Raw genomic sequence first — 20,666 nt, forward strand, 5'->3', positions numbered from 1 at the left:
GTGTGAAGCGGATTGAACGCGCAGGTGCAGGCATTCCTGGATGAGGCAAAGCAAAATTCGCGCACGCAACCACTCCGGATATCTGTTCGGCGGTTGCTGAGCTACTGGAATGCAAAGCGTCGCGGTTATTGGATCGTTGAGCAGATTCAGGAAGACCTCAATGGGGTCGGCCTGACCACGAATCCGCCATTCGATGATGTGTGGATCGATTCATTTGTGGAGATTGTGCCTGTTGAGGTCGAAAGTCCGGGTATCAACTTGTCAGTTGCTGAAGCTTCTCCTGTATCGGAAGAATCTGGCGAGGATGACGTCTACCTTAGGGTCGGAAGCCTAAGCTCGGCTAATTCTGGCGTCGTATCCGTTTCGCCCCACGATACCGTGAGGCGGGCGCAGTCGCTGATGCTTCGGCATGACTACTCGCAGCTGGCTGTCCTGTCTGGCGAGAGAGATCTGCGCGGTGCCGTCAGCTGGGAATCCATCGCGCAGGCGGCAATTCGCAACTCAGACCTTACTCTGTCTGCTGTTACTCAGCAGCCCGAGATTGTTCGCGAGGAAGATGACCTTCTTGCGCAGATTCCAAGGATCATATCAGCCAACTTCGTATTCGTGCAGGCGCATGATAAGCGAATCATTGGCATCGTTACGACGGCAGATATTAGTAAAGAATTTGCGCAGACGGCCAATCCATTCTTTGTCATAGGTGAGATTGAGAGAAGATTGCGAAGGATTCTGGATGCAACATTCTCGACTGATGAGCTGGCGAGCGTCCGTGATTCTGCAGATACTAAGAGGGTCGTTAGGAAGGCCGATCATCTTACCTTTGGTGAATACGTGCGCATTCTTGAAAACCCAGGAAACTGGGATAAGCTCAAGTGGAACCTTGACAGGCGGACCTTCATAGAGGCGTTGCATGAGGTCCGCATCCTCCGAAACGAGGTGATGCACTTTGGCCCGGATCCGCTTGACGAGGATGCCGTCGCGATATTGCGGAATTTCGCACAGTGGTTGCGAAAGATATCGCCTCGCTGAGGCTGACGATTCTCCTAAACTACCAGGGGAGTGGTTTGCGGTTGTAGAAGAGCTGGCCGGTGGGTCCGTCGTCGGGGAGCCTCGCGAGCCAGGTGAAGGTGCCGGCTGCCTCGCCGGGTGTGTGGTTGGCTTTGCCGTAGGCGAGGCGGGTGTCGACCTTCCCTGGTGATGCTGTGTTGACGAGGATGTTGTGCTTGTGTAGCTCCGCGGCGAGGATCTGGGTGAGCGCGTTGACGCCCGCCTTGGAGACGCGGTAGGAGACGCTGCCGGTGCCCATCTCGGCGGATGTACCCATGTGGCTGGTGACGTTGACGATCCGCCCGTACCCGTTTCGCTTCATCTCCGGGATGGTGGCGGTGCAGCAGCGCCAAGTGCCCATGAGGTTCGCATCGAGGGCCGCGGCAACTTTCTCCATGTCGGCGGCGCTCGCGGCCTGGCCTCGATCTATGGCGATGGCGGCGTTGTTGACGAGGACGTCGAGCCGGCCGTATTGGTAGCCGACGTCGGCCATGGCGCGGGCGACGCTGGCCGGGTCGGTGATGTCGAGCTGGTGACCCGAGACCGACAGGCCGAGACCGGACAGCTCGGCGGCGGTCCGCACTGCGGCTTCCTCGCTTCTGGCGGCCACCACCACTACCAGTCCGGCCTGCGCGAGCCGTTGGGCGATTGCTCGGCCGAGCCCTCGGTTGGCTCCGGTGACCACCGCGACGCGCTGGAGTGCCGGGGTTGCGCCGACATCTGCTGCTGCCCGCGTGGCCTGAGAGCTGTTGCCGATGGGTTGATCAGTCACGGTAGGCGCCGGGCGGCCAGATGACGTTCACGGGGACGCCATGAGACTTGGCGTAGGCGACGACGTCGGCGGTGCCACCGTAGGCTCGGGCGGGCATGCCGTCCCAAACGGCGAAGAGCCAATCCGTCAACCATCAACTCGCTTGCCGCCATGTGGGCATCCGAGTCGGAAACCCGGTAGTCGCAGCGGTGGACAGCTACGGCATGACTGAGCAACTTGTCGTACGCGGCGTGGGCGTGCTCAGGCAGGCTGTCGCGGTACTCCTGCGCGGGGACGACAACTTCAAGCCGACCGCCGCACCGGAGCACCGCTTCAGCGAAGAGTTGGTCTGCCCCGTCAGCGAGGCAGGTGACGCCAACGAGGTTGTCGGTCAACTGCGCGAGCTGTGCATCGAGGGCTCGGGCGACGAAGCCGCTGATCTCGTCGCTGAGCCCTCGATGTCCGGTGACGGCTATCCGCACTGGAGGCCTGGTCAGTGCTTGGAGCTGACCTCGGCGATGAACGCCTGCCAGGCAGTCGGAGCGAAGGTCAGGGTGCCGCGGTCGCGCTCCTTGCTGTCGCGGACGAGCACGCGACCGGGGATGTTGGCGGCGACCTCCACGCACTCGCCACCGTTGCTGCTGCTGCGGGATGACTTACGCCAGATCGGTTCGACCGTGCTCATCGATTATCCTCCGGTCAAGTCTCGCGGCTGCTGGTCGGGGGAGCCTCTGAATCTTCCCACGGATCCATCCTGAGCCCAACCACGAGAACAACTGCTCCGTGCGTCCGCCGTGATCTTGCTTGGCTGTGACAATACTGCGACATGCGTGATCCGGCGCGGGCAGCGCCATCTGTGGACAGCATTGGTATATCGATGGCAGTATCGATCACTGTCGGAGGCAGGTCATGCGGGGGGAAGTGAAAGTAGATATGGCGTTCGGCAGCGCCGGTAAGGATCATGAGGTCGGCATGATCAAATCACAGATGATCGCCGAGGCGCGGAGAGCGCTGGGTCGGCAGCTCGCTGCCTATCGGGAGGCTGCCGGGCTCATCCAGGAACAACTCGCCCCCTTGATCCACTACGGGCGCAGCACGATCGCCAACGCCGAAACCGGCTACTCGATTTGCAGCCGGGTCTTCTGGGAACGGTGCGACGCGGCGCTGAACGCACATGGCGTGCTGCTCCGCAGCTACGACGAGTTCAAAGCACTCACGCGCGGACAGCGAGCCGAGGCCGCCGGGCGGGTGAAAGATGACCGGCTCGCCAAGCTGCGACAGTTGCGAGATCCTTCGAGCGGGACTCCCACCGTGGGCGCGGTAGGCGAACCATCCGATGTGCCTCACCAGCGGATGCCGGAGCCCTCGTCGTTCGCCGATAGCCGCCCGGACGAGCCCTGGAGCCGTCTCGCGTACTTCATGCAGCATCCAGAGCAGCTGGACGAGCCCACCGTCGAACACCTTGAGTGGTACACCTGCGAGATGTTCCGCCGCGAGGAGCACCTGCCGAGCGGAGATCTGACCAAGCATCTGCAAGCGCACATCATGCGGCTGGATCACCTGCTCGCCGGACCGCCGGTGCGGTTCCAGCGTCGGTTGCTGATGGCGGCCGGCGAGGCCTTGGCCCTCGCCGGCTGGCTCGCCTGGGATCTGAAGGACTTCGCCGAGGCGGATCGGCTCCTCGGTGCGGCGTCAGACGCGGCACACCAGGCCGGAGACGGACCGCTGCTCGCCTGTGTCCTGGCCTACCGCAGCTACGCCGTCGAAGCAGACGGCGACATTGGAAACGCCCGCGAACTGCTCGTCGCGGCCCAGCGCTACGCGCGCAGCCCGGAAAGTGCCACCACGAGGGCATGGCTGGCAGCACGCGAAGCCGAGATCAACGCCACTCTGACGGACGAGATGCCCGCGCTGCGGGCGCTCGACCGGGCGATGACGGCCTACGACTACGCCCGTCCTCACAATGAACGTTCGTGGACCGCCTTCCTGACGCCGACACGTCTGGGCAGCATGTCGATCACCACGCATGCCCGGCTGGACCATGCCGATCTTGATACGGTCACGGACTCGGTCATCGCCTCGCTGGAGGCGACAGACTTCAAGAAGGTCATCGTCCTCGCGGACGTGTCCGCTGCGGCTATCCAGCGCGGACGTTACGACCAGGGTGCGGCACTCGGCCACGAGGCTCTGGACCACGCGGGAGCCAGGAAGACACGCCTGATCACGCAGCGGGTGCACGGTTTGCGTCAGCTGATCCGGGACAAGTCCGATGTCCCAGCGCTTGCCGAACTTGACGACCGGCTTCTGACCCACGTGGGGTAAACGTTCAACGCTCCTGCGTCTCGGCGACAATCCACTCCAGGTACGGTGCGTATCCGGCGACGATCGGCACGCACACGATGCCGGGCACCTCGTAGTTGTGGCGTGCCCGGATGTGCTCCTCCAACTCCGCGTACCGGGTGACCATGGTCCTGAACGTCACCCGCCACTCCTCGGCGGCCACCACCTCGCCCTGCCACCAGTAGGTGCTCCTGATCGGGCCGGCAACCTGCGCGGAGGCAGCCAGCCGCGCCGCGACCGCAGAATCGGCCAGCGCTTCGGCCACCGTGCGGGAATCGGTAGCCGTGACTACCTGGCATTGCTGCTGGTTGGACATCGATGGCTCTCCCTCGGGTGCCGTCTGTTCGTGGCCACAAGTTGGCAGGGTTGGCGGCTCGCCGCCGGTCCGGAGATAGGTGACCGCTGCTGCGATGGCTGCCTCCGGTCGGAGGCGGAGGTGTTCGGCGGGACACTCCGTGGGGACGCCGCCGAGGTCGAAACTGATGCCACCCGCCGGGGGTCTGACGTCCGAGGCGGCGAGGTAGTAGCCGTCGTCAGCGATATAGGCGACGAAGGCGTGAGTGGGGTGACCGAGTCCGATCTGTAGACCGGGCGCCAGCTCGTCGGGGTCGGTGGGTATCTCGGGGTAGATGGTCACGACAACGGGCTCGGCGCGGTCGTGAAGCAGGCGCAGCAGGGAGCCCAAGTCAGCAGCGTCTCTTGTTGTGGTGCTGTGGCGCTCCCGGAGGCCGCCCTTGTCGTATGCCCAGTTCACTTTCATGCGATGGCGTTTGAACTGCGCTGCCACTCGGTCAGCAGTTCGCGCTCGCGGTCTTGCGGCAGTCCGTGGTCGGCGGCGCGGGCCGCTTCGCCCTCGCCGACGATCCAGCTGCCGCCGTCGGTCAGCCACGCCCAGGTGTCGTCGATGGTCGCCGCGAGAGGTGCGCAGCGCAGTCCGGCGGCGTGTGCCCATGAGCTGTCGACGGCCCACACTCCGGCATGGGTACGCCACAGCGGCAGGCCGGTCCACTGCTCGACGCCGTGCGCGGTCAGCCAGTCGGGGTCGGCCCAGACCGTCTCTGCGTCCGATCCGGTTGCCGTGATGCAGCCGGTGACCAGGTCCGCGAAGGTGGCGTGCCCTGGCGGGGCGGTGATGTTGAAGGTGCCCGACGTGCCGTGGCGGGCGCAGCGGAGGGCGAAGTCGGCGACATCGCGGACGTCGATCGGCTGAATCGGCCGGTTCGCCGGGGCGGGCACGAGTAGCTGACCGCTGCGGGCGGCGCGGGCGAGCCACCAGGTGAGCCGGCCGACGTACTCGTAGCGGCCGAGGATCACCCCGGGACGCAGGATCGTCGTCTTGTCTGTGCCGATTGCCGCTGTCACCGCCTGTTCGCAGCCGGCTTTGAGCGCGCCGTACTGGCCGGCGTATCCGAGGTCGGTACCGAAGTCGGCTCCGGCGTCCGGTGGGCAGTCGAAGACAGGGGAGTCCTCGTCGAGTGGTTGGTCGGGCCAGCCGGTGTAGACGTTGACAGTGGACAGGTAGACGTAGTGCCCGACTACCGGGGCCAGTGCCGACGCAGCGGCTTGGACCTGGTTCGGGACGTAGCCAATGGTGTCGATCACGGCGTCCCACGGGCCGTGGTCGGCCAGCCGGTGGAGGTCGTCGGGGTTCTCCCGGTCGCCGTGGACAGCGGAGACCCCTGGCACGTCGGCCGCTGACGTGCCCCGGTTGAAGGTGGTGACCGCCCAGCCGGCGGCAAGTGCCCGCTCGGCCAGATGGCGTCCGAGGAACCAGGTCCCGCCCAGGATCAGCAGCCGCATTTCCTCATCATGGCGCACCGATGGGTCGACGGCTGATGTGCCCGGACTGTCAGTCGATTGCTGCCGTCGGCGCAATCCGTAGCCGACAACGAGATCGGGCGAGTTCGCTCGGTGGGCACGTGATTCGTGTCCGTTCGATCTTGTGGGAGACGACTGTGGGAAGACTGCTGGCGTTCACCATGGTGGGCATAGCTGCCGGATTCATGCTCGGCTTCTTCACGTTTCGGTTGAAGCAGCGGTGGTGTCCGAGGTGTGGGGCGTCGTTGCGGTGCCCGGAGTGTGCGCCTCGGCATTCGATGCGGTTCAGCCCGACCGGGCCGGCCGGCCTGCCCGGTGCGGCGGGTGCTGCTCCGGCGGGTGCTGTGGGTCGGGCTGCGGTGGACGCGGCCCGGGTGAACCGTGGGCGGTGGTCGCGGTGAGGGCACAGTTGCGGGAGCTGGCCGCCGCTGGTGGTGGGGTGCTGGTCGTCCGCCATGAGGGGCAACCTGGGGTCGGCGGGGTCGGCGGTTCTGCGTACCGCGACGTTGCAGGTGCGGACCCGGCGGCCGACAGCGGCGGCCGTGGTGGTCATGTGGCGGTGCGGCCGTCGTGGTCGTGTGCCGGCTGCGGCGAATCGTGGCCGTGTCTGGTGGCCCGGGTCGAGTTGGCGGGGGTGTTCGGGCCGGTCGCGTTGGCGACGTACGCGGTGGAGCGGATGACCGAGGCGGCGTTCGACCTGCCCGACGTGACGGCGGCCGAGTTGTTCGACCGGTTCCTGGTGTGGACGTGGCGGCCATGCTGACCGTACGGGCCGCCACGGCCGCCGACGTCGAACCCCTGGCCGAGTTGTTGGCGCAGTCGTGTGTGCTGGACCCGGTGGTGTCCTGGCTGATCAGTGACCATGCGCTGCGCTATCTGACGATGCACCAGTTCTTCACCGCCGAGCTGGAGTTCGGTGTGCGGCACGGGATCGTCGATGTCGTCGGCCACTGCGACGGGGTGGCGATCTGGTACCCGCATCCGTTCGACCGGCTCCTCGGCGCGGAGCATCAGCGTCGGCGGTTGCGGGCCTGCGGCGACCGGCACGGACCGTACGCGCACTACACCTTCACCGCTGGTCGCATGGAGGCGACCGGTCGGCACCATCATCTGGCGTTCCTCGCGGCGGCACCCTGGCTGAGACGCAAGGGCATCGGGGCGACACTGCTCGCCGCGCATCATGCCCGGCTGGACCGGATCGGCATGCCGGCCGTGGTCGAGGCGAGCAGCCCACGGTCCCAGTCCTTCTACCTGCGCAACGGCTACCGGATCGTCCGGGTGGCCCACCTGCCGGCCGGCGGCCCGCCGCTGTGGGCGATGCGCCGGGGCGGCGCACCACCCGACCAACCACCGATGGCCGCCGCCCTACGTGTCGGCTGAGTCGGACGCTGGCCTGCGGCCACGTTGTCGCAGGCCAGCGGGTCACGAGGCGAGCGGGAACTCCGCGCGGGTGCTGGTGCCGGTGATCTTGATGTCCAGCTCGCCCTCCAGCGCTCCGGCCAGGCGATGCAGTAGCGGGAGCGTCGGCGTGACCGCGCCACCTTCGAGCCGCGAGATCACGGTCTGCGTGGTGCCAGCCCGAGCGGCGAGCTCGGCCTGGCTCAGGCCGAGCGCGACCCGGCGGTCGTAGACGGCCTGCCCGAGGGCGATGCGGGCACCGGCCTCGACGTACTCAGGGCTTGCCCGGTGCTCGTCCGGAACAGTCCACCTGGTGTGGTATCCCTTCATGGCCTCATCCTCTCCCGACCGTAGGAATGTGTCGCCGGCTGGTGCTGCTCCCGACACCACCACGAACAACTCCCGTCCGTACGGAAGGAACCTGGTGTCCTCAACTCCGGCAACGCCCACGCCACGGGTGGTGGTGTTCGGCCTCGGCGGCACCATCGCCATGACCAGCGGCACCGGCGGCGGCGCGGTCAGCCCTGCCCTGACCGCACAGCAGCTCGTCGACGCCGTACCCGGACTCGCCGACGCGCCAATCGCGGTCGACGTCGTCGACTTCCGCCGCCGCCCCGGGGCGAGCCTCACCGTCGCCGACCTTACCGATCTGCACATCGCCGCGACGGAAGCCTTGGCCGACGGCGCGGCCGGTGTGGTCGTCACCCAGGGGACCGACACCATCGAGGAAACGGCCTACCTGCTCGATCTGCTGCACCACCGCCCCGAACCGGTCGTCGTCACCGGCGCGATGCGTAACCCCACCCTCGCTGGCGCCGACGGCCCCGCGAACATCCTCGCCGCCATCCACACCGCCGCCTCCCCGGCGGCGCGGGACCAGGGCTGCCTCGTCGCCTTCGCCGACGAGATCCACGCCGCACGTTGGGTGACCAAGACCCACTCCACCAGCGGCGCTACCTTCCGCTCCCTGGACACCGGCCCACTCGGCTACGTCCTCGAAGGCACCGTACGGATGCTGAACCGGGTGCCCCACCGGCTGACCATCCCCGCCCCGCAGCGGGCAGACACCGCGACCGTCGCCCTGCACACCGTCACCCTCGACGACGACCCCACGCTCCTCGACGCCATCGGATGGCGCTGCGACGGCCTCGTCGTCGCCGGATTCGGCGTCGGCCACGTCCCCGAACCCCTCGTCGACACCCTCACCACCCTTGCCGGACGAATCCCCGTCGTCCTCGCCTCCCGCACCCCCGCCGGGCCGACTCTCACCCGCACCTACGGCTTCCCCGGCTCCGAGCAGGACCTCATCGGTCGCGGGCTCATTCCCGCCGGCTGGCTCCACCCGTACAAGGCCCGTATCCTGCTCCGCGCGCTCCTCGCCGCCGACACGAAACCACACGACATCACGGCTGCGGTCACTACAGCCGGTGGACTCACCGAACCCGCCGCCTGGCCCTGGACCACCACCAGCAGCGACGACCGGTCGGGAACGAGCCGTACGGATGCGTAGCCACGACCTGACCCCCGGCCGCATGATCGGCGTCGTCCTCGACCACGGCGACGACTTCTTCACCGCCCTCACCGACGCCTGCCGCACCCACAACCTCCGACAGGGCTACATCCCGATGTTCATCGCCGGCCTCAGCCAGGCGAAACTCGTCGGCACCTGCCAACGCCTCGACAACCCCGACGCCCCCGTCTGGTCACACGTCGACCTCATCAACATCGAAGCCCTCGGCGGCGGCACCATCGCCTGGGACGACACCACCGGGACCATCGCACCCCACATCCACCTCACCGTCGGACTCAAGGAACACAGCGCCACCGCCCACACCAGTCACCTCCTCGACGCCACCGTCCAGTTCCTCACCGAAATGCTCATCATCGAAGTCACCGCACCGACCATGCACCGGCTACCGAACCCCGACCTGTACGACGTACCGCAGCTGCACTTCGGGCCGGCAGGGCACGGGAACTGATGCGACGGGTGGACGTCACAGGTCACGTCGGCGACCGAGCGGGACATGCCGGGTGCGGGATGAGCGACATCCGGTTCACCGAGGGAATCCTCGACTTTGCTGAGGCCGGACGGCACCTGCGGGTGCCGCGGCAGACATTCCACCGCTGGGCGAAGGGCTACCGCCTGGGCGGGCCGCTGCTGCACATCGCAGACTCAGCATCCAGTCCGCTTCCGGTCACCTTCATCGCCCTGGCCGAGGCGCACGTGCTGGAGTCGCTGCGCACTGCCGGTGTGCGCCCGCAACGGATCCGTCCCGCGCTCGAAGCCCTGCAGCAGGAGTTCGGCCGTGAGTACGTTCTCGTCGCGCCCGAGCTGGCCACCGATGGAGTCGACGTCCTGTGGGACTTCAACAAGAGCCTGGCCGACCACGGGCTCATCGTCGGCGGCACCAACCAGCACGTGATCCGGGAGATCGTCGCCGATCACATGCAGTACATCGCCTTCGATGGCGACGGCTTCCCGGAACGGCTGCAACTGTCCGCCTGGCTCCCGTCGAAGGTCGAGGTCGACGTGCGCAGGTCCTTCGGCCAGCCGATCTTCGCCGGCACCGGGACGAGAGTGGCGGACGTCGCAGGCATGATCAAGGCAGGTGAGAGCGCTGATGCGGTCGCGGACGAGTTCGGCCTCGCCATCAGCGACGTCCGTACCTCCGCTCGCATCCTCTTGGGCGTCGCCGCCTGAGTTCTACATCGACGAGAACATGCACGGGCGCTCGTTGCGCCGGTTCATCCACATGTAGCGTGTCATCGAGGTGAGGCTGAGATACCTCAAAATCGTAGCGTGCCTCAGCCTCACCTCGATGACGGACGAGGGAAACGCCGGCTCCCGAGTGGACCACTGCTGGCGCGCCGCGTTGTCGATCCGGTGACGCTTGTGCGACGCTGCGCAGTCAGTGCGGTGACGGCAGGTGGAGGCGTGGTGCGTGAGGTCGAGGTCAAGTATCGCGTCCAGGATCGGGAAGCGTTGCTCGTCGCGCTCAATGCCTGCGGCATCGAGCCGGGTCCGCCGGTCGTGCAGGACGACCAGGCGTACGCCCCGCAAAGCTGGTCGTACGGCGACAGCAAACTCGGCGTCCCCTTCGTACGGCTGCGGACCGTCGACGGCCGGCACACCTTCACCCTGAAACGCCCCGCCGATAACGCGCTGGCCTGCGACGAGTACGAGACGACGGTGGCCGACCGCGAGCAGATGCACGCCGCGATCCTGGCGATGGGTTTCCGCGCCACCGTGCGAATCGCGAAAGTACGCCGTACCGCCGAATTGCCCGACGGCGTGCTGTGCGTCGATGACGTCGCCGGCCTCGGCACCTTCCTCGAACTGGAACGCATCGTCGGTGACGACGTGCCCGGCGCGGCGGTGCAGGCCGAGCTGGCGGCGTTCGTCGCCGCACTCGGCGTCGCGGCGTCCCGCACCGACGAGACGTACGACTCGCTGGTCCGTGCGGCCCTCGCCGCCGCCTGACCGTCGTCCCCGCCGTTTTCGCACCGGCCCCGGTGACCCGGGCCACGGTCGAACCTGTCAGGAATCCGTGGGCTGTCCCGTTCAAGGAGTACGCGAACAGACGGGAGCAGAACCATGCGGCACCGCATTCTCGTTCTGGGGGCCGGATACGCCGGCGCCTCAGCAGCCGGCGTCCTGGCACGCCGTCTCCACCCCGATGACTTCGAGATCACCGTCGTCAACGCCGAAGCCGACTTCGTCGAGCGGATGCGTCTGCACCAACTCGCCGCCGGCCGGGACCTGCGCCGGTTCAGCCTGGCGAAGATGTTCCAGGGCACCGGCGTCAGGCTGTGGCAGGCGTACGTCACCGCCGTCGACGCCGGGCGGCGGACCGTCACCGTGACCGACGGCGGGGCCACCGACCGGATCGAGTACGACACGCTGCTCTACACGCTCGGCAGCACCATCGGCGACCGGGGCGTCGCGGGGGTGGCGGAGCACGCCTTCCACGTCGCCGACCAGGCGGCGGCCGAGCGCCTGCGCCAACGCCTGGACGAGCTGGACGAGCTGGGCGGGACCGGGACGGTGCTGGTCGTCGGCGGCAACCTGACCGGCATCGAGGTGGCCACCGAGATCGCCGAGTCCCGGCCAGGGCTCAAGGTGGTCCTCGCCACCGCCGGCGAGCTGGGCGGCTGGCTGGGTGCGAAGGCCCGCCGGCACCTGCGGCGCGCCTTCGACCGGTTCGGCATCGCCGTCCACCAGCACACCACCGTCGAACGCGTCGAGCGGGCCGGGGCGGTTGCCGCTGACGGCACCGTCCTGCCCGCTGACGTGACGGTGTGGGCGGCCGGTTTCGCCGCACACCCGATCGCCGCCGCCAGCGGGCTCGCCGTCGAGGACGACGGCCGGATCACCGTCGACCGGATGATGCGCTCCGTTTCACATCCGGAGGTCTACGCCGCCGGTGACAGTGCCTACGTCATCGGCGACAACGGTCGGCCACTGCCGATGTCCTGCGCCTCCGCGGGCTTCACCAGGATGCAGGCGACGGCCGCGATCGTCGGTGACCTCACCGGCCACCTGATCTCGAAGAAATCCCTGGGCTACCCCGGCAACTGCATCAGCCTCGGCGGCCAGGACGCGATCCTGCAGGCGGTCGACGACGACGCCCGGTCGAGGTCGTGGTCGCTGCGCGGTCGGCCGGCCGCGCTCGTCAAGGGGTTCGTGCTCACCGGCGCCACCTGGGGCATCAGCAACCCGACCTACGGACTGCCGGCTCGCCGACGCCGGGCGACGCCCGCGCACCACCACGCCCACCACCCAGCGGTGGTCGACTAGCGTGGCGGCGATGGACGCCGCCAGGGTGCAGCGTTTCGCGGCCAACCGGGACCGGTTGGCCGCGCTGGCGTACCGGCTGCTCGGCTCGGCAACCGACGCCGAGGACGTGGTGCAGGACGCGTTCCTGCGCTGGCACGCCGCCGACCGGGAGCGCATCGAGGTCCCCGAGGCGTGGCTGACCAAGGTGGTCACCAACCTGGCCCTGGACCGGCTCCGGTCGGCGATGGCGCGTCGCGAACGCGCGGCCGGCGACTGGCTGCCCGAACCGCTGCTCGACGGCGACCCGATGTTGGGCCCGGCGGACTCCGTCGAGCAGCGCGAATCGGTGACTCTGGCGGTGCTGATCCTGATGGAACGCCTCACCCCGGCCGAGCGGGCCGTCTATGTCCTGCGTGAGGCGTTCGCCTACCGGCATGCCGAGATCGCCGAGATTCTCGACATCACCGAGGCCGCGAGCCAGCAGCACGCCCATCGGGCCCGGCGGCGGATCGGCGCCGAGCGGGTCGGCCGGCAGGTCGACCACGCCGCCGCCCGCCGGGTCGTCGAGGCGTTCGTCGCCGCCGCATCCTCCGGCCGGACCGAACGGCTGGTGGCGCTGCTCACCGACGACGTGACCGCGATCTCCGACGGTGCCGGTGTCGGTTCGGGCCACAAACTGCTGCGGCACGCCGATCCTCAGCGGATCGTCGCCGCCCTGCGGGCCGCGTTCAAACCGACGCCAGCGAAGCGGAGACTGGTCGGCGGGTCCCCTTCGATGTACGCCGCCCTGGTCAACGGCTCGCCCGCCATCGTCGCCGCCGTCGCTGATCGGCCGGTGGGGGTGGTGGTGCTGCAGGTCCGCGACGACCGGATCGCAGCCGTCTGCGGCATCGCCGCCCAGAGCCGGCTCGGCCGGCTCACCGAGCGGTGGCGCCAGCGCGAGCACGATGACCCCGTCATCGAGTCGTGGTGACCGGGGGAGCAGCCAAGCGCCATCTGGACGGTGGTGATGCTGCGGCCAACGTCCACGGCAGACCTGTCCCGGCCGCGACGCGTACGGTGTGGTGGTGGCTGGGGTGCGGGCCGGTGGTCCAGGGCGGCGCTTTGTTTGGGGTGCGGGGCTTGTCCTGCTGGGTGTGGTGTTCTTCCTGCTGGGTGTGGTGTTCTTCCTGCTGGGCTGGGCGCTGCATGACAACGTGGTGTTGGATGGACTCGACAAGGTCTTCAGTGTCGTCGGGGGTACGTCCAGCTTAGTTGGGCTTCTCCTGGCGGTCCGGGGGCAGCGGTCTGCTGCTGGTGGCCCTGCCGATGCCTCTGGCGGGCATCCGGCTCCGGCCGGGTTGGACGTGCTCGCGGCGGCGGTGGAGCAGGTGTGGCGTCCGGAGCTGCGTCGTCGTCGGCTGGCCAATCCGCATCCGTTGCCGGTGGCGTGGACCACGATCGGTCCGCCAGTCGCCGACCACTGGAGCAACGTCCGTAGCGACGGTGAGCCGACTCCGCTCGAGCTCGATGGTTGTGTTGATGTGCGTCACCCGGACGGCTTGCATCAGGTCCTGACCGACGAGCGGCTGCGGGGTCGGGTCGTCATCCTCGGCGAGCCGGGCGCGGGCAAGACGTCGCTGCTGTTGCGGGAGGCGCTGCGGCTGTTGCGGGCCCGCGCCCCGGAAGGTCGGGTGCCGGTGCTGTTGCGCCTGCCGACCTGGAACGCTGACGAGCAGACCCTCGAACAGTGGATCGCCACCCAACTCGCCAACGAGTACGGCCACCAGACTCCGGTCCCGGTCAGCCGGTTGTTTCCGCTGCTCGACGGCTTGGACGAGATGCCCGCTTCCCGTCGGGCCCGCGCCGTCCGGGCGATCAGCGACATGTTCGACCCTGACCATCCGCTGGTGTTGACCAGTCGTACCACCGAGTACCTCGACACCCTCGCCGAACTGTCCGGCACCACCATGGCCGCCGCCGCGGTCGTGGAGCTCACCCCCATCCCCGCCGACGTGGTACGGGCGTACCTGCAGCGGGCCACCAGCCGTCCCGACGACTGGGCGACCACCTTCGACCGTGACGCCGCCCAGCACGGCGGGCGGTTGGCCGCCGCGCTCAGCGCACCGCTGTGGGTCGACCTCGCCCGGATCACCCACACCGATGGTGACCGGGCGGATGGCCATCCCGCCAGGCTCCTCGACCTGCCCGACACCGACACCGTCCACGCCTATCTTCTCGACCGGCTCATACCCGCCGTCTACCCCGACCCACCCGAGCCAGGCACGGCGGGTCGCACCTGGCGTCGTGCGCAGGCCCACCGGTACCTTCGCAACCTCGCCAATCACATGCGCCGCCGCGACACCCAGGACCTCGCCTGGTGGGAGTTCGTTCACGCCATCCCCCGCCACACACGACTCGCGCACGGAATCGCAGCTGGGCTTACGTACGGGCTCGCCGCCGGGCTCGCCGCTGGGCTCGCGGCAGGTCTCACCGCGGCTCTCGCGGTCGGGCTTGTGGTCGGGCTCGCTGCCGGGTTCGCGACCTGGCTCACGTTCGGGCCCGTGAAACCGTCGCGACGGCAGACGCGTTGGCGACGGTCGACCCGGTCGTTGATCCGTCGTATCGGATCCGGGCTCGCGTTCGGGCTCATGGTGGGGCGCGCGGCCGGGCTTCTGATCGGGTCCATCGTCGGGCTCGCGGTCGGGCTGGAGCGCGGGCTCGTGGTCGGGCTTGCCGTCGGACTGGTGGTCGGTCTCGTGGCCGGGCTCGCGGGTACCCTCGCCATCGGGCTCACGTACGGGCTCGTTCGGGAGTTCACCACCTTGTTCGACAGCGGCGACGCCGACGTCACAGCCGTCGATCCGCCCGCACTCCTGCACAACGACCGACGCCGAGCGCTCATGGTCGGACTCACGATCGGGATCATGTTCGGGCTCACGGTCGGGATCATGTTCGGGTTTGACAGAGGACCTACGGTCGGGCTCGTGGTGGGGTTCGTCCTTGGGCCCGCGTTCGGGCTCACCTTCGGCATCACCCGAACATCGTGGGGTGCGCTTCAATACGCGCGACTGTGGTGGTGCGTTCGAGGCGACCTGCCCTGGCCGATCATGGCGTTCCTTGCCGACGCCCATCGGCGGGGCGTGCTACGCCAAGCCGGCGGCGTCTACCAGTTCCGACACGGCCTGCTCCGTGACCGCCTCACCCGAGGCGACAGCGAACCCGCCGAACCGCAGCGACCCGACGTGAGCGTGGGTGCCGTCAGCGGCGATGGTCCGTAGTCGGGGAGGCGGGCTTCATCATCCGGCGACCGTCGGCCCTGGTTGGTCGGGCGGCGTCGACGACCAGGTGAGGCAGGTCGGTCGTTGGCCGGTCGACACGTACTCGACAACGGCCTGACTCGCGGTGTCGACGCCGACCCGGGCCAGCCAGGCGGGCACGTCGACGGTCCCGCTGTCCGGCGAGGTCAGCACGGCGATCGGCACGGTCGGATCGAGCTGTACGCCGTACGAGCCGTCCGACCAGCGTAGGGCAGCCCGCCCGACGTCGACGTCCACGTCGATTCGAAGCTCCGGCGGCGCGTCCGCCGGTCCGAACCATATTGTCTGGCCGCATCCGCCGTGCGGCATGATCGATGACGCCTGCTCGTCGAACCACTCACCGGCGTCATCCGGGCCGGCCAGCGGCTCCCGATGTCCGTGGTAGTCGGTCATGACGAACGTCATTTGCTGATCCTCTCGCCTGTGCCCACGTAAGTCCGGCTAAACCAGGTTTTTCCCTGGTCGCGTGTCGCGTAGATCGTCAGTTCCGAACCTGCGGGGATGATGGCCGGCAGGATCTTGTCGCAGGACCATTCATGATCCTGGTCGCGTTGATTGCTTCCACACACGGTGTTGTCGAGTACGAGATCCGCCTTGGCGGTGCCGTCGCGCCGCATCATCGCGGCTACTTTGGACTCGACGTGTTGATAGAAGGTGACGGGCGGGCCCCGCAGCGGATCGGATATCAGGTCCGCTGCAACGCTTTTTGTCCCGTCCGCCGGACTCGACCTGGTTGCCCGCGTAGATGCCAGAGGTGGGACGGTTCGCGCCTTCCGGGCGCGGCAGGAACGTCGATCCTGCCTCCGCGACATGTCGGGGGAGGGTTTCCGGAGGTGACCACCAGGCGCCCGCCGGAGAGGGTGTCGGAGAGCTTCCGGATTCGATCGGGGATCCGTTGATCCTGGCCGCGTAGCTGCTGAGGTGCTCGCGGGACCTGGACAGGTGCTCCAGCGCGGCGGCGAGGTGCTGTTGTGCACGATGGGCCGCTGCGATTGCGGCGAGTATGTGTGGATGGCTGCTTCCTGCGGTGTCTCGGTCCCGGATGGAAGTTGCGAGATCATTTTCCCGGCACGTAGCCCGACTTGATCAAGGTCGGTCGGCGGGCAACTGCGCAATTTTTGCGAAGACTCGGCATGATCGACTGGGGAAAATGAGCGAACTTCGCGTACGGCGCCGAGCCGGGCGACGTGTTGCTCCCCGGAGGTGCGCGTGTACCAGCCGATCCTGGACCCCCTCGCCGACTCACTGGCGCTGAGCGCCCTCGTCGCCGCACTGCCGATCGTCACCCTGTTCCTGCTGCTCGGCGTGTTCCGGGTACGGGCCTGGTTGTCCGCGCTCGGTGCGCTCGCCGTCGCCCTGTTGGTGTCGATCGTGGCGTACTCGATGCCGACCGGGCAGGCGCTGCTGACCGCGAGCCAGGGAGCGACGTTCGCGCTGTTCCCGCTCGTGTGGACGTTCGGCACCGCGATCTGGATCTACCGGATGACCGTGACGAGTGGACACTTCGATGTGCTCCGGCGCTCGTTCGCCCGGGTCAGCGACGACCAGCGGGTGCAGGCGATGGTGATCGCGTTCTGCTTCGGATCGGTGCTGGAAGGGCTGGCCGGACAGGGCACCCCGGTCGCGATCACCACGGTGATGCTGCTGGCGCTGGGCTTCGGCCCGATGAAGGCGGCCACCGTGGCGTTGGTGGCCAACACCGTGCCGGCCGCGTTCGGGCCGCTCGGCCTGCCGATCACCACGCTGGCCGGGGTCACCGACCTGCCAGCGGACGAACTCGGGGCGATGGCCGGGCGTCAGGTCCCGGTGATCGCGCTGCTCATACCGCTGCTGCTCGTCGGAATGGTCGGCGGTCGCCGAGCGCTGCGCAGAACCTGGTACGTGGCGCTCGCCTGCGGAACGTCGTTCGCGCTGGCTCAGTTCCTCACCTCGAACTTCTTCTCGGTGGCTTTGGCCGACATCGTCGCCGGGCTGGTCAGCGCCGTGGTCGTGGCCCTGGTCGCGCGGGTGTGGCCGCCTCGGCGTGACGACGACCAGGCAGCCGACTCCGGGTCCGCAAAGGACGTCGCGGAGCGGCCGGATGCGCCGGTCGAGGTCTGGCGGGCGTACGCCCCGTACCTGGTGATTGTGGCGATCTTCGGCCTGTCGCAGGTGCCGGCGGTCGCGGGCGCGCTCAACTCGGTCACCGTGCTGTTCGACTGGCCCGGTCTGCACCTGTTGAACGTGTCCGGCGAGCCGTCGTCGTTGCCGGTCTTCCGGTTCAACTGGCTCTCCTCGACCGGCACCCTGCTGGTGCTGGCCGGTCTGATCACGATGGCGATCCTGCGGGTCACCCCGCGCGCCGCGCTCGTCGCGTACGGGCAGACGTTGGCGTCGCTGCGTTGGGCGATCCTCACCGTCTGCGGGCTGCTGGCACTGGCGTTCGTGATGAACGGCAGCGGGCAGACCGCGACGCTCGGCACCTGGATGGCCGGTGCCGGCGGCCTGTTCGCGCTGCTCTCGCCGGTCCTCGGCTGGCTGGGCGTGGCGCTCACCGGCTCGGACACGTCGTCCAATTCGCTGTTCGGCGCGCTCCAGGTCACCGCCGCGGAGCGCGCCGGCCTGGACCCGGTGCTGCTCGCCGCCGCCAACGCCTCCGGCGGCGTGATCGGCAAGATGATCTCGTTGCAGAACCTGACGATCGCGGCGAGCGCGGTGGGGCTCAGCGGCCGGGAGGGCGACCTGTTCCGCCGCATGTTCGGCTGGAGCGTGCTGTTGATCTGCGCGATGGCGTTGTTGGTCGGCTTGCAGACGACCCCGGTGCTGAGCTGGATGGTGCCGTAGCGATTTGGTATCCCGACAGGGCGTCGGTATCTTTCCCGACATGCTGTCGACTACCTGTCGGACGTGGTAGACCCATGTTCCTCGCGCTTCGCGAACTCGCCTTCGCCCGTGGCCGGTTCGCTCTCATCGGTGTCGTCGTGGCGCTCATCGCCGTCCTCACCGTGCTGCTGAGCGGCCTGTCCGTCGGCCTGGTCAACGACGGCGTCTCCGGCCTGCAGCGGCTGCCCGTCACCTCGCTCGCCTTCCAGGACGGCGTGGCCAAGGACTCGGCGTTCTCCCGCAGCGTGGTCGACGTCGACGCCGTCGACACCTGGGCGCGCCAGCCCGGCGTGGCCGAGGCGGCACCGTTCGGCAACACCCTCGCCAACGGCCGCAGCGACCAGGGGGTCGAGATCGACCTGGCGCTGTTCGGCGTCGAGCTCGGCTCGTTCCTCGACCCGGACACCGCCGACGGCAGCCGCCTCGCCGGCGAAGGGGAGGTCGTGATCAGCGCCACGGCGGCCCAGGAGGGGATCGGCGTCGGTGACACCATCACCGTCGAACCGGCCGGCACCCCGCTGACCGTGGTAGGTGTCCTCGCCGAGCAGCACACCTACGGCCACGTCGACGTCGGCTACGTACCGCTGCGGACCTGGCAGGAAGTCAAGGCCGGGGTACGCGCGGGCGACGCCCCGCCCGAGCGTATCTACCAGGAGATCACCGCCGTCGCCGTCCGCGCCCAGGACGGCGCCGCCGTCGCCCTGGCCGCCGGCGATGAGGCAGCGGGCACCACGTCGATGACCCGCGAACAGTCGTACGGCGCCTCGCCGGGCTACACGGCCGAAACCTCGACGCTCCAACTGATCCAGGTCTTCCTCTACGCGATCTCGGCGCTCGTCGTCGGTGCCTTCTTCACCGTGCTCACGGTGCAACGCCGGCAGGAGATCGCCGTGCTGCGCGCGCTCGGCGCCAGCACCCGCTACCTGCTGCGGGACAGTCTGCTGCAGTCGGTGGTGCTGCTCGTCCTGTCGGCCGCCGCCGGCGCCACCGTCGGGGTGGCCGCCGGTGCGGCCATCTCGTCCACGCCGATGCCGTTCGTGCTGGAAGCCGGCCCGATCGCCGTCGCCATCGCCCTGCTGCTCACCCTCGGCGTGGTCGGTGCCGCCGTCGCCGTCCTGCGGATCACCCGCGTCGACCCGCTCACCGCGCTCGGAGGCAACCGATGACCGCCGTACTGTCGCTGACCGACGTCACGCTGCTGCACGGCGACGGAGAGGAAACCGTCACCGCCCTCGACCACGTCCATCTCGACGTCGCCGCCGCCCCGCCGGCTCACCGCGATCCGTCGCCAGCGGATCGGATTCGTGTTCCAGAGCGGCAACCTGATCCCGGCCCTCACCAGCCTCGACCAGGTGCGGCTACCGCTGACCTTCGACCGGTACGCCGACCCGCGCGACCCACGCCAGCTGCTGGCCGAAGTCGGCATGGCGAACAAGGCCGACCGGCGTCCACACCAGCTCTCCGGGGGCGAACGGCAGCGCGTCGGCATCGCGCGAGCCCTGGTCACCCGTCCCCAGTTGCTCCTGGTCGACGAGCCCACCGCCGCGCTGGACCGCCAACGCAGCCAGGACGTCGTCGCGCTGCTGGCCCGCGAAGCCCACGACCACGGCGTCGCCACCGTCATGGTCACCCACGACCACGAGGTGCTGCACCAGTGCGACCGGGTGCTCACCATGGTTGACGGCCGCCTCAACGCAGCGGAGAAGAGCAGCGTCTGAGCCGTAGACTCGGCGCGAACCCCCCGCCACGAGGAACGAGCGCATGCCGCGGATCCAGGCGCCGAGCGTCGCCGAGCACCACGCCCGCCAACGGCGGGCCCTGCTCGACGCCGCCCGCGCGTTGCTGGCCGAGTCGCCGCAGGCACCGTCCATGGCGGCGGTCGGGCGGCGCGCCGGGCTGGCCCGCACCAGCGTCTACCAGTACTTCACCTCCGCCGAGGAGCTGCTCGCCGCCGTCGTCGCCGACGTGCTGCCCGACTGGGCCGGCCAGGTCGTCACGAAGGTGGCGGCGGCGCCGACGCCGGCCACCCGGGTGTGGGCGTACGTGGAAGCGAACGTCGACCTGTTCACCAGCTCCGAGCAGGCGGTGGCGCGTGCCCTGACCCGAGTGGTGGAGCCCCGGGTGCTGCGCGGCCCGCTGGAGGAGTTCCACGCCCGGCTGCAGGTGCCGCTGCGGCAGGCGCTGGCGGACCACGGCGAACCGGAGCCGGAGACGATGGCCGAGCTGGTCAGCTCACTGATCGTGCAGGCGTCCCAGGCGGTCGGCCCGGCCGACTGCACGCAGGCGGCAGGTGCCCGCACCGTCACGTTGGCCCGGCTGCGTCGCCTGCTCGGCCCGTACCTCGGACTGGACCCGCTGCCGGACGAAGACTGAC

The 20,666-nt window shown here is 68.7% G+C and carries 22 protein-coding genes; 15 read left to right on the plus strand and 7 right to left on the minus strand.

Annotated elements, in window-relative coordinates; genetic code table 11:
- Nucleotides 1-12 precede the first annotated feature (12 nt).
- Nucleotides 13-1,029, plus strand: a complete 1,017-nt coding sequence (locus ACN27J_RS28450; protein ID WP_421370941.1) for an HPP family protein — start codon at nt 13-15, stop codon at nt 1,027-1,029.
- A gap of 19 nt (nt 1,030-1,048) precedes the next feature.
- Here the strand turns inward: ACN27J_RS28450 and ACN27J_RS28455 are convergent, their stop codons facing one another.
- Nucleotides 1,049-1,732, minus strand: a complete 684-nt coding sequence (locus ACN27J_RS28455) for an SDR family NAD(P)-dependent oxidoreductase (protein WP_421370943.1) — start codon at nt 1,730-1,732, stop codon at nt 1,049-1,051.
- A 559-nt stretch (nt 1,733-2,291) separates the two neighbouring features.
- The gene (locus tag ACN27J_RS28460) at nt 2,292-2,483 is read right to left on the minus strand and encodes a DUF397 domain-containing protein (RefSeq protein ID WP_421370945.1); all 192 of its coding nucleotides are present in this window, start codon (nt 2,481-2,483) and stop codon (nt 2,292-2,294) included.
- A 224-nt stretch (nt 2,484-2,707) separates the two neighbouring features.
- Here ACN27J_RS28460 and ACN27J_RS28465 point away from each other — a divergent pair, with 224 nt between their 5' ends.
- Entirely contained in the window at nt 2,708-4,120 is a 1,413-nt protein-coding gene (locus ACN27J_RS28465) for a helix-turn-helix domain-containing protein (RefSeq protein ID WP_421370947.1), read from the plus strand.
- 4 nt (nt 4,121-4,124) lie between these two features.
- On the opposite strand, the gene cutA is transcribed toward ACN27J_RS28465, so the two are convergent.
- Both cutA and ACN27J_RS28475 read right to left on the minus strand, forming a co-directional pair.
- Nucleotides 4,125-4,892, minus strand: coding sequence for a divalent-cation tolerance protein CutA (gene cutA, locus ACN27J_RS28470; RefSeq protein ID WP_421370949.1), 768 nt, complete (start codon nt 4,890-4,892; stop codon nt 4,125-4,127).
- A 2-nt stretch (nt 4,893-4,894) separates the two neighbouring features.
- Nucleotides 4,895-5,938, minus strand: a complete 1,044-nt coding sequence (locus tag ACN27J_RS28475) for an NAD-dependent epimerase/dehydratase family protein (RefSeq protein ID WP_421370951.1) — start codon at nt 5,936-5,938, stop codon at nt 4,895-4,897.
- 415 nt (nt 5,939-6,353) lie between these two features.
- Between ACN27J_RS28475 and ACN27J_RS28480 the strand changes: the two genes are divergently transcribed.
- Both ACN27J_RS28480 and ACN27J_RS28485 read left to right on the plus strand, forming a co-directional pair.
- Nucleotides 6,354-6,719 (plus strand): hypothetical protein, encoded by a 366-nt coding sequence (locus tag ACN27J_RS28480; RefSeq protein WP_421370953.1) that lies wholly within the window; start codon nt 6,354-6,356, stop codon nt 6,717-6,719.
- On the plus strand, nt 6,713-7,336 hold the full coding sequence (locus ACN27J_RS28485; protein WP_421372553.1) for a GNAT family N-acetyltransferase: 624 nt from the start codon (nt 6,713-6,715) through the stop codon (nt 7,334-7,336). The genes ACN27J_RS28480 and ACN27J_RS28485 overlap by 7 nt, the downstream gene beginning before the upstream one ends.
- 42 nt (nt 7,337-7,378) lie before the next feature.
- On the opposite strand, the gene ACN27J_RS28490 is transcribed toward ACN27J_RS28485, so the two are convergent.
- Complete coding sequence (locus ACN27J_RS28490; protein WP_278118350.1) at nt 7,379-7,684, minus strand: helix-turn-helix domain-containing protein; 306 nt, start codon at nt 7,682-7,684, stop codon at nt 7,379-7,381.
- A gap of 94 nt (nt 7,685-7,778) precedes the next feature.
- On the opposite strand from ACN27J_RS28490, the gene ACN27J_RS28495 reads away from it, so the two are divergent.
- From ACN27J_RS28495 to ACN27J_RS28525, 7 genes are all read left to right on the plus strand, one after another.
- Nucleotides 7,779-8,864, plus strand: a complete 1,086-nt coding sequence (locus ACN27J_RS28495; protein WP_421370955.1) for an asparaginase — start codon at nt 7,779-7,781, stop codon at nt 8,862-8,864.
- Nucleotides 8,857-9,333: a PPC domain-containing DNA-binding protein gene (locus ACN27J_RS28500; RefSeq protein ID WP_421370957.1), complete on the plus strand. Its 477-nt coding sequence runs from the start codon at nt 8,857-8,859 to the stop codon at nt 9,331-9,333. The genes ACN27J_RS28495 and ACN27J_RS28500 overlap by 8 nt, the downstream gene beginning before the upstream one ends.
- Before the next feature lie 59 nt (nt 9,334-9,392).
- Entirely contained in the window at nt 9,393-10,055 is a 663-nt protein-coding gene (locus ACN27J_RS28505) for a DUF433 domain-containing protein (RefSeq protein ID WP_421370959.1), read from the plus strand.
- A 237-nt stretch (nt 10,056-10,292) separates the two neighbouring features.
- Nucleotides 10,293-10,835, plus strand: a complete 543-nt coding sequence (locus ACN27J_RS28510; protein ID WP_421370961.1) for a class IV adenylate cyclase — start codon at nt 10,293-10,295, stop codon at nt 10,833-10,835.
- A gap of 114 nt (nt 10,836-10,949) precedes the next feature.
- Nucleotides 10,950-12,152, plus strand: coding sequence for an NAD(P)/FAD-dependent oxidoreductase (locus ACN27J_RS28515; protein WP_421370962.1), 1,203 nt, complete (start codon nt 10,950-10,952; stop codon nt 12,150-12,152).
- Between the two features lie 10 nt (nt 12,153-12,162).
- Nucleotides 12,163-13,104, plus strand: coding sequence for a sigma-70 family RNA polymerase sigma factor (locus tag ACN27J_RS28520; protein ID WP_421370964.1), 942 nt, complete (start codon nt 12,163-12,165; stop codon nt 13,102-13,104).
- 94 nt (nt 13,105-13,198) lie between these two features.
- Nucleotides 13,199-15,391, plus strand: a complete 2,193-nt coding sequence (locus tag ACN27J_RS28525) for an NACHT domain-containing protein (protein ID WP_421370966.1) — start codon at nt 13,199-13,201, stop codon at nt 15,389-15,391.
- 18 nt (nt 15,392-15,409) lie between these two features.
- Here ACN27J_RS28525 and ACN27J_RS28530 read toward each other — a convergent pair whose 3' ends face one another.
- Complete coding sequence (locus tag ACN27J_RS28530; protein WP_421370967.1) at nt 15,410-15,835, minus strand: Imm1 family immunity protein; 426 nt, start codon at nt 15,833-15,835, stop codon at nt 15,410-15,412.
- Nucleotides 15,832-16,491 (minus strand): DddA-like double-stranded DNA deaminase toxin, encoded by a 660-nt coding sequence (locus ACN27J_RS28535; RefSeq protein ID WP_421370969.1) that lies wholly within the window; start codon nt 16,489-16,491, stop codon nt 15,832-15,834. The genes ACN27J_RS28530 and ACN27J_RS28535 overlap by 4 nt, the downstream gene beginning before the upstream one ends.
- 148 nt (nt 16,492-16,639) lie before the next feature.
- Between ACN27J_RS28535 and ACN27J_RS28540 the strand changes: the two genes are divergently transcribed.
- The 4 genes from ACN27J_RS28540 to ACN27J_RS28555 all read left to right on the plus strand — a co-directional run bounded on the left by ACN27J_RS28540 (nt 16,640) and on the right by ACN27J_RS28555 (nt 20,665).
- On the plus strand, nt 16,640-18,253 hold the full coding sequence (locus ACN27J_RS28540; protein ID WP_421370970.1) for an L-lactate permease: 1,614 nt from the start codon (nt 16,640-16,642) through the stop codon (nt 18,251-18,253).
- Nucleotides 18,254-18,327: 74 nt separating this feature from the next.
- On the plus strand, nt 18,328-19,458 hold the full coding sequence (locus tag ACN27J_RS28545) for an ABC transporter permease (protein WP_421370971.1): 1,131 nt from the start codon (nt 18,328-18,330) through the stop codon (nt 19,456-19,458).
- 138 nt (nt 19,459-19,596) lie between these two features.
- Nucleotides 19,597-20,010: an ABC transporter ATP-binding protein gene (locus tag ACN27J_RS28550; protein WP_421370972.1), complete on the plus strand. Its 414-nt coding sequence runs from the start codon at nt 19,597-19,599 to the stop codon at nt 20,008-20,010.
- 43 nt (nt 20,011-20,053) lie between these two features.
- A complete protein-coding gene (locus ACN27J_RS28555) occupies nt 20,054-20,665 on the plus strand; it encodes a TetR/AcrR family transcriptional regulator (protein ID WP_421370974.1) in 612 nt (203 codons plus the stop codon).
- Nucleotide 20,666 lies beyond the last annotated feature (1 nt).

It is taken from the genome of Solwaraspora sp. WMMB762 (assembly GCF_049179115.1).
Lineage (GTDB): Bacteria > Actinomycetota > Actinomycetes > Mycobacteriales > Micromonosporaceae > Micromonospora_E.

Bases quoted from the DNA above. Each gene is read 5' to 3' on its own strand.
- ACN27J_RS28460 (WP_421370945.1), bottom strand. From the start codon at position 2,483: ATGAGCACGGTCGAACCGATCTGGCGTAAGTCATCCCGCAGCAGCAGC.
- ACN27J_RS28465 (WP_421370947.1), top strand. From the start codon at position 2,708: ATGCGGGGGGAAGTGAAAGTAGATATGGCGTTCGGCAGCGCCGGTAAG.
- ACN27J_RS28475 (WP_421370951.1), bottom strand. From the start codon at position 5,938: ATGCGGCTGCTGATCCTGGGCGGGACCTGGTTCCTCGGACGCCATCTG.
- ACN27J_RS28485 (WP_421372553.1), top strand. From the start codon at position 6,713: ATGCTGACCGTACGGGCCGCCACGGCCGCCGACGTCGAACCCCTGGCC.
- ACN27J_RS28490 (WP_278118350.1), bottom strand. From the start codon at position 7,684: ATGAAGGGATACCACACCAGGTGGACTGTTCCGGACGAGCACCGGGCA.
- ACN27J_RS28500 (WP_421370957.1), top strand. From the start codon at position 8,857: ATGCGTAGCCACGACCTGACCCCCGGCCGCATGATCGGCGTCGTCCTC.
- ACN27J_RS28505 (WP_421370959.1), top strand. From the start codon at position 9,393: ATGAGCGACATCCGGTTCACCGAGGGAATCCTCGACTTTGCTGAGGCC.
- ACN27J_RS28515 (WP_421370962.1), top strand. From the start codon at position 10,950: ATGCGGCACCGCATTCTCGTTCTGGGGGCCGGATACGCCGGCGCCTCA.
- ACN27J_RS28520 (WP_421370964.1), top strand. From the start codon at position 12,163: ATGGACGCCGCCAGGGTGCAGCGTTTCGCGGCCAACCGGGACCGGTTG.
- ACN27J_RS28530 (WP_421370967.1), bottom strand. From the start codon at position 15,835: ATGACGTTCGTCATGACCGACTACCACGGACATCGGGAGCCGCTGGCC.
- ACN27J_RS28535 (WP_421370969.1), bottom strand. From the start codon at position 16,491: ATGATCTCGCAACTTCCATCCGGGACCGAGACACCGCAGGAAGCAGCC.
- ACN27J_RS28545 (WP_421370971.1), top strand. From the start codon at position 18,328: ATGTTCCTCGCGCTTCGCGAACTCGCCTTCGCCCGTGGCCGGTTCGCT.
- ACN27J_RS28555 (WP_421370974.1), top strand. From the start codon at position 20,054: ATGCCGCGGATCCAGGCGCCGAGCGTCGCCGAGCACCACGCCCGCCAA.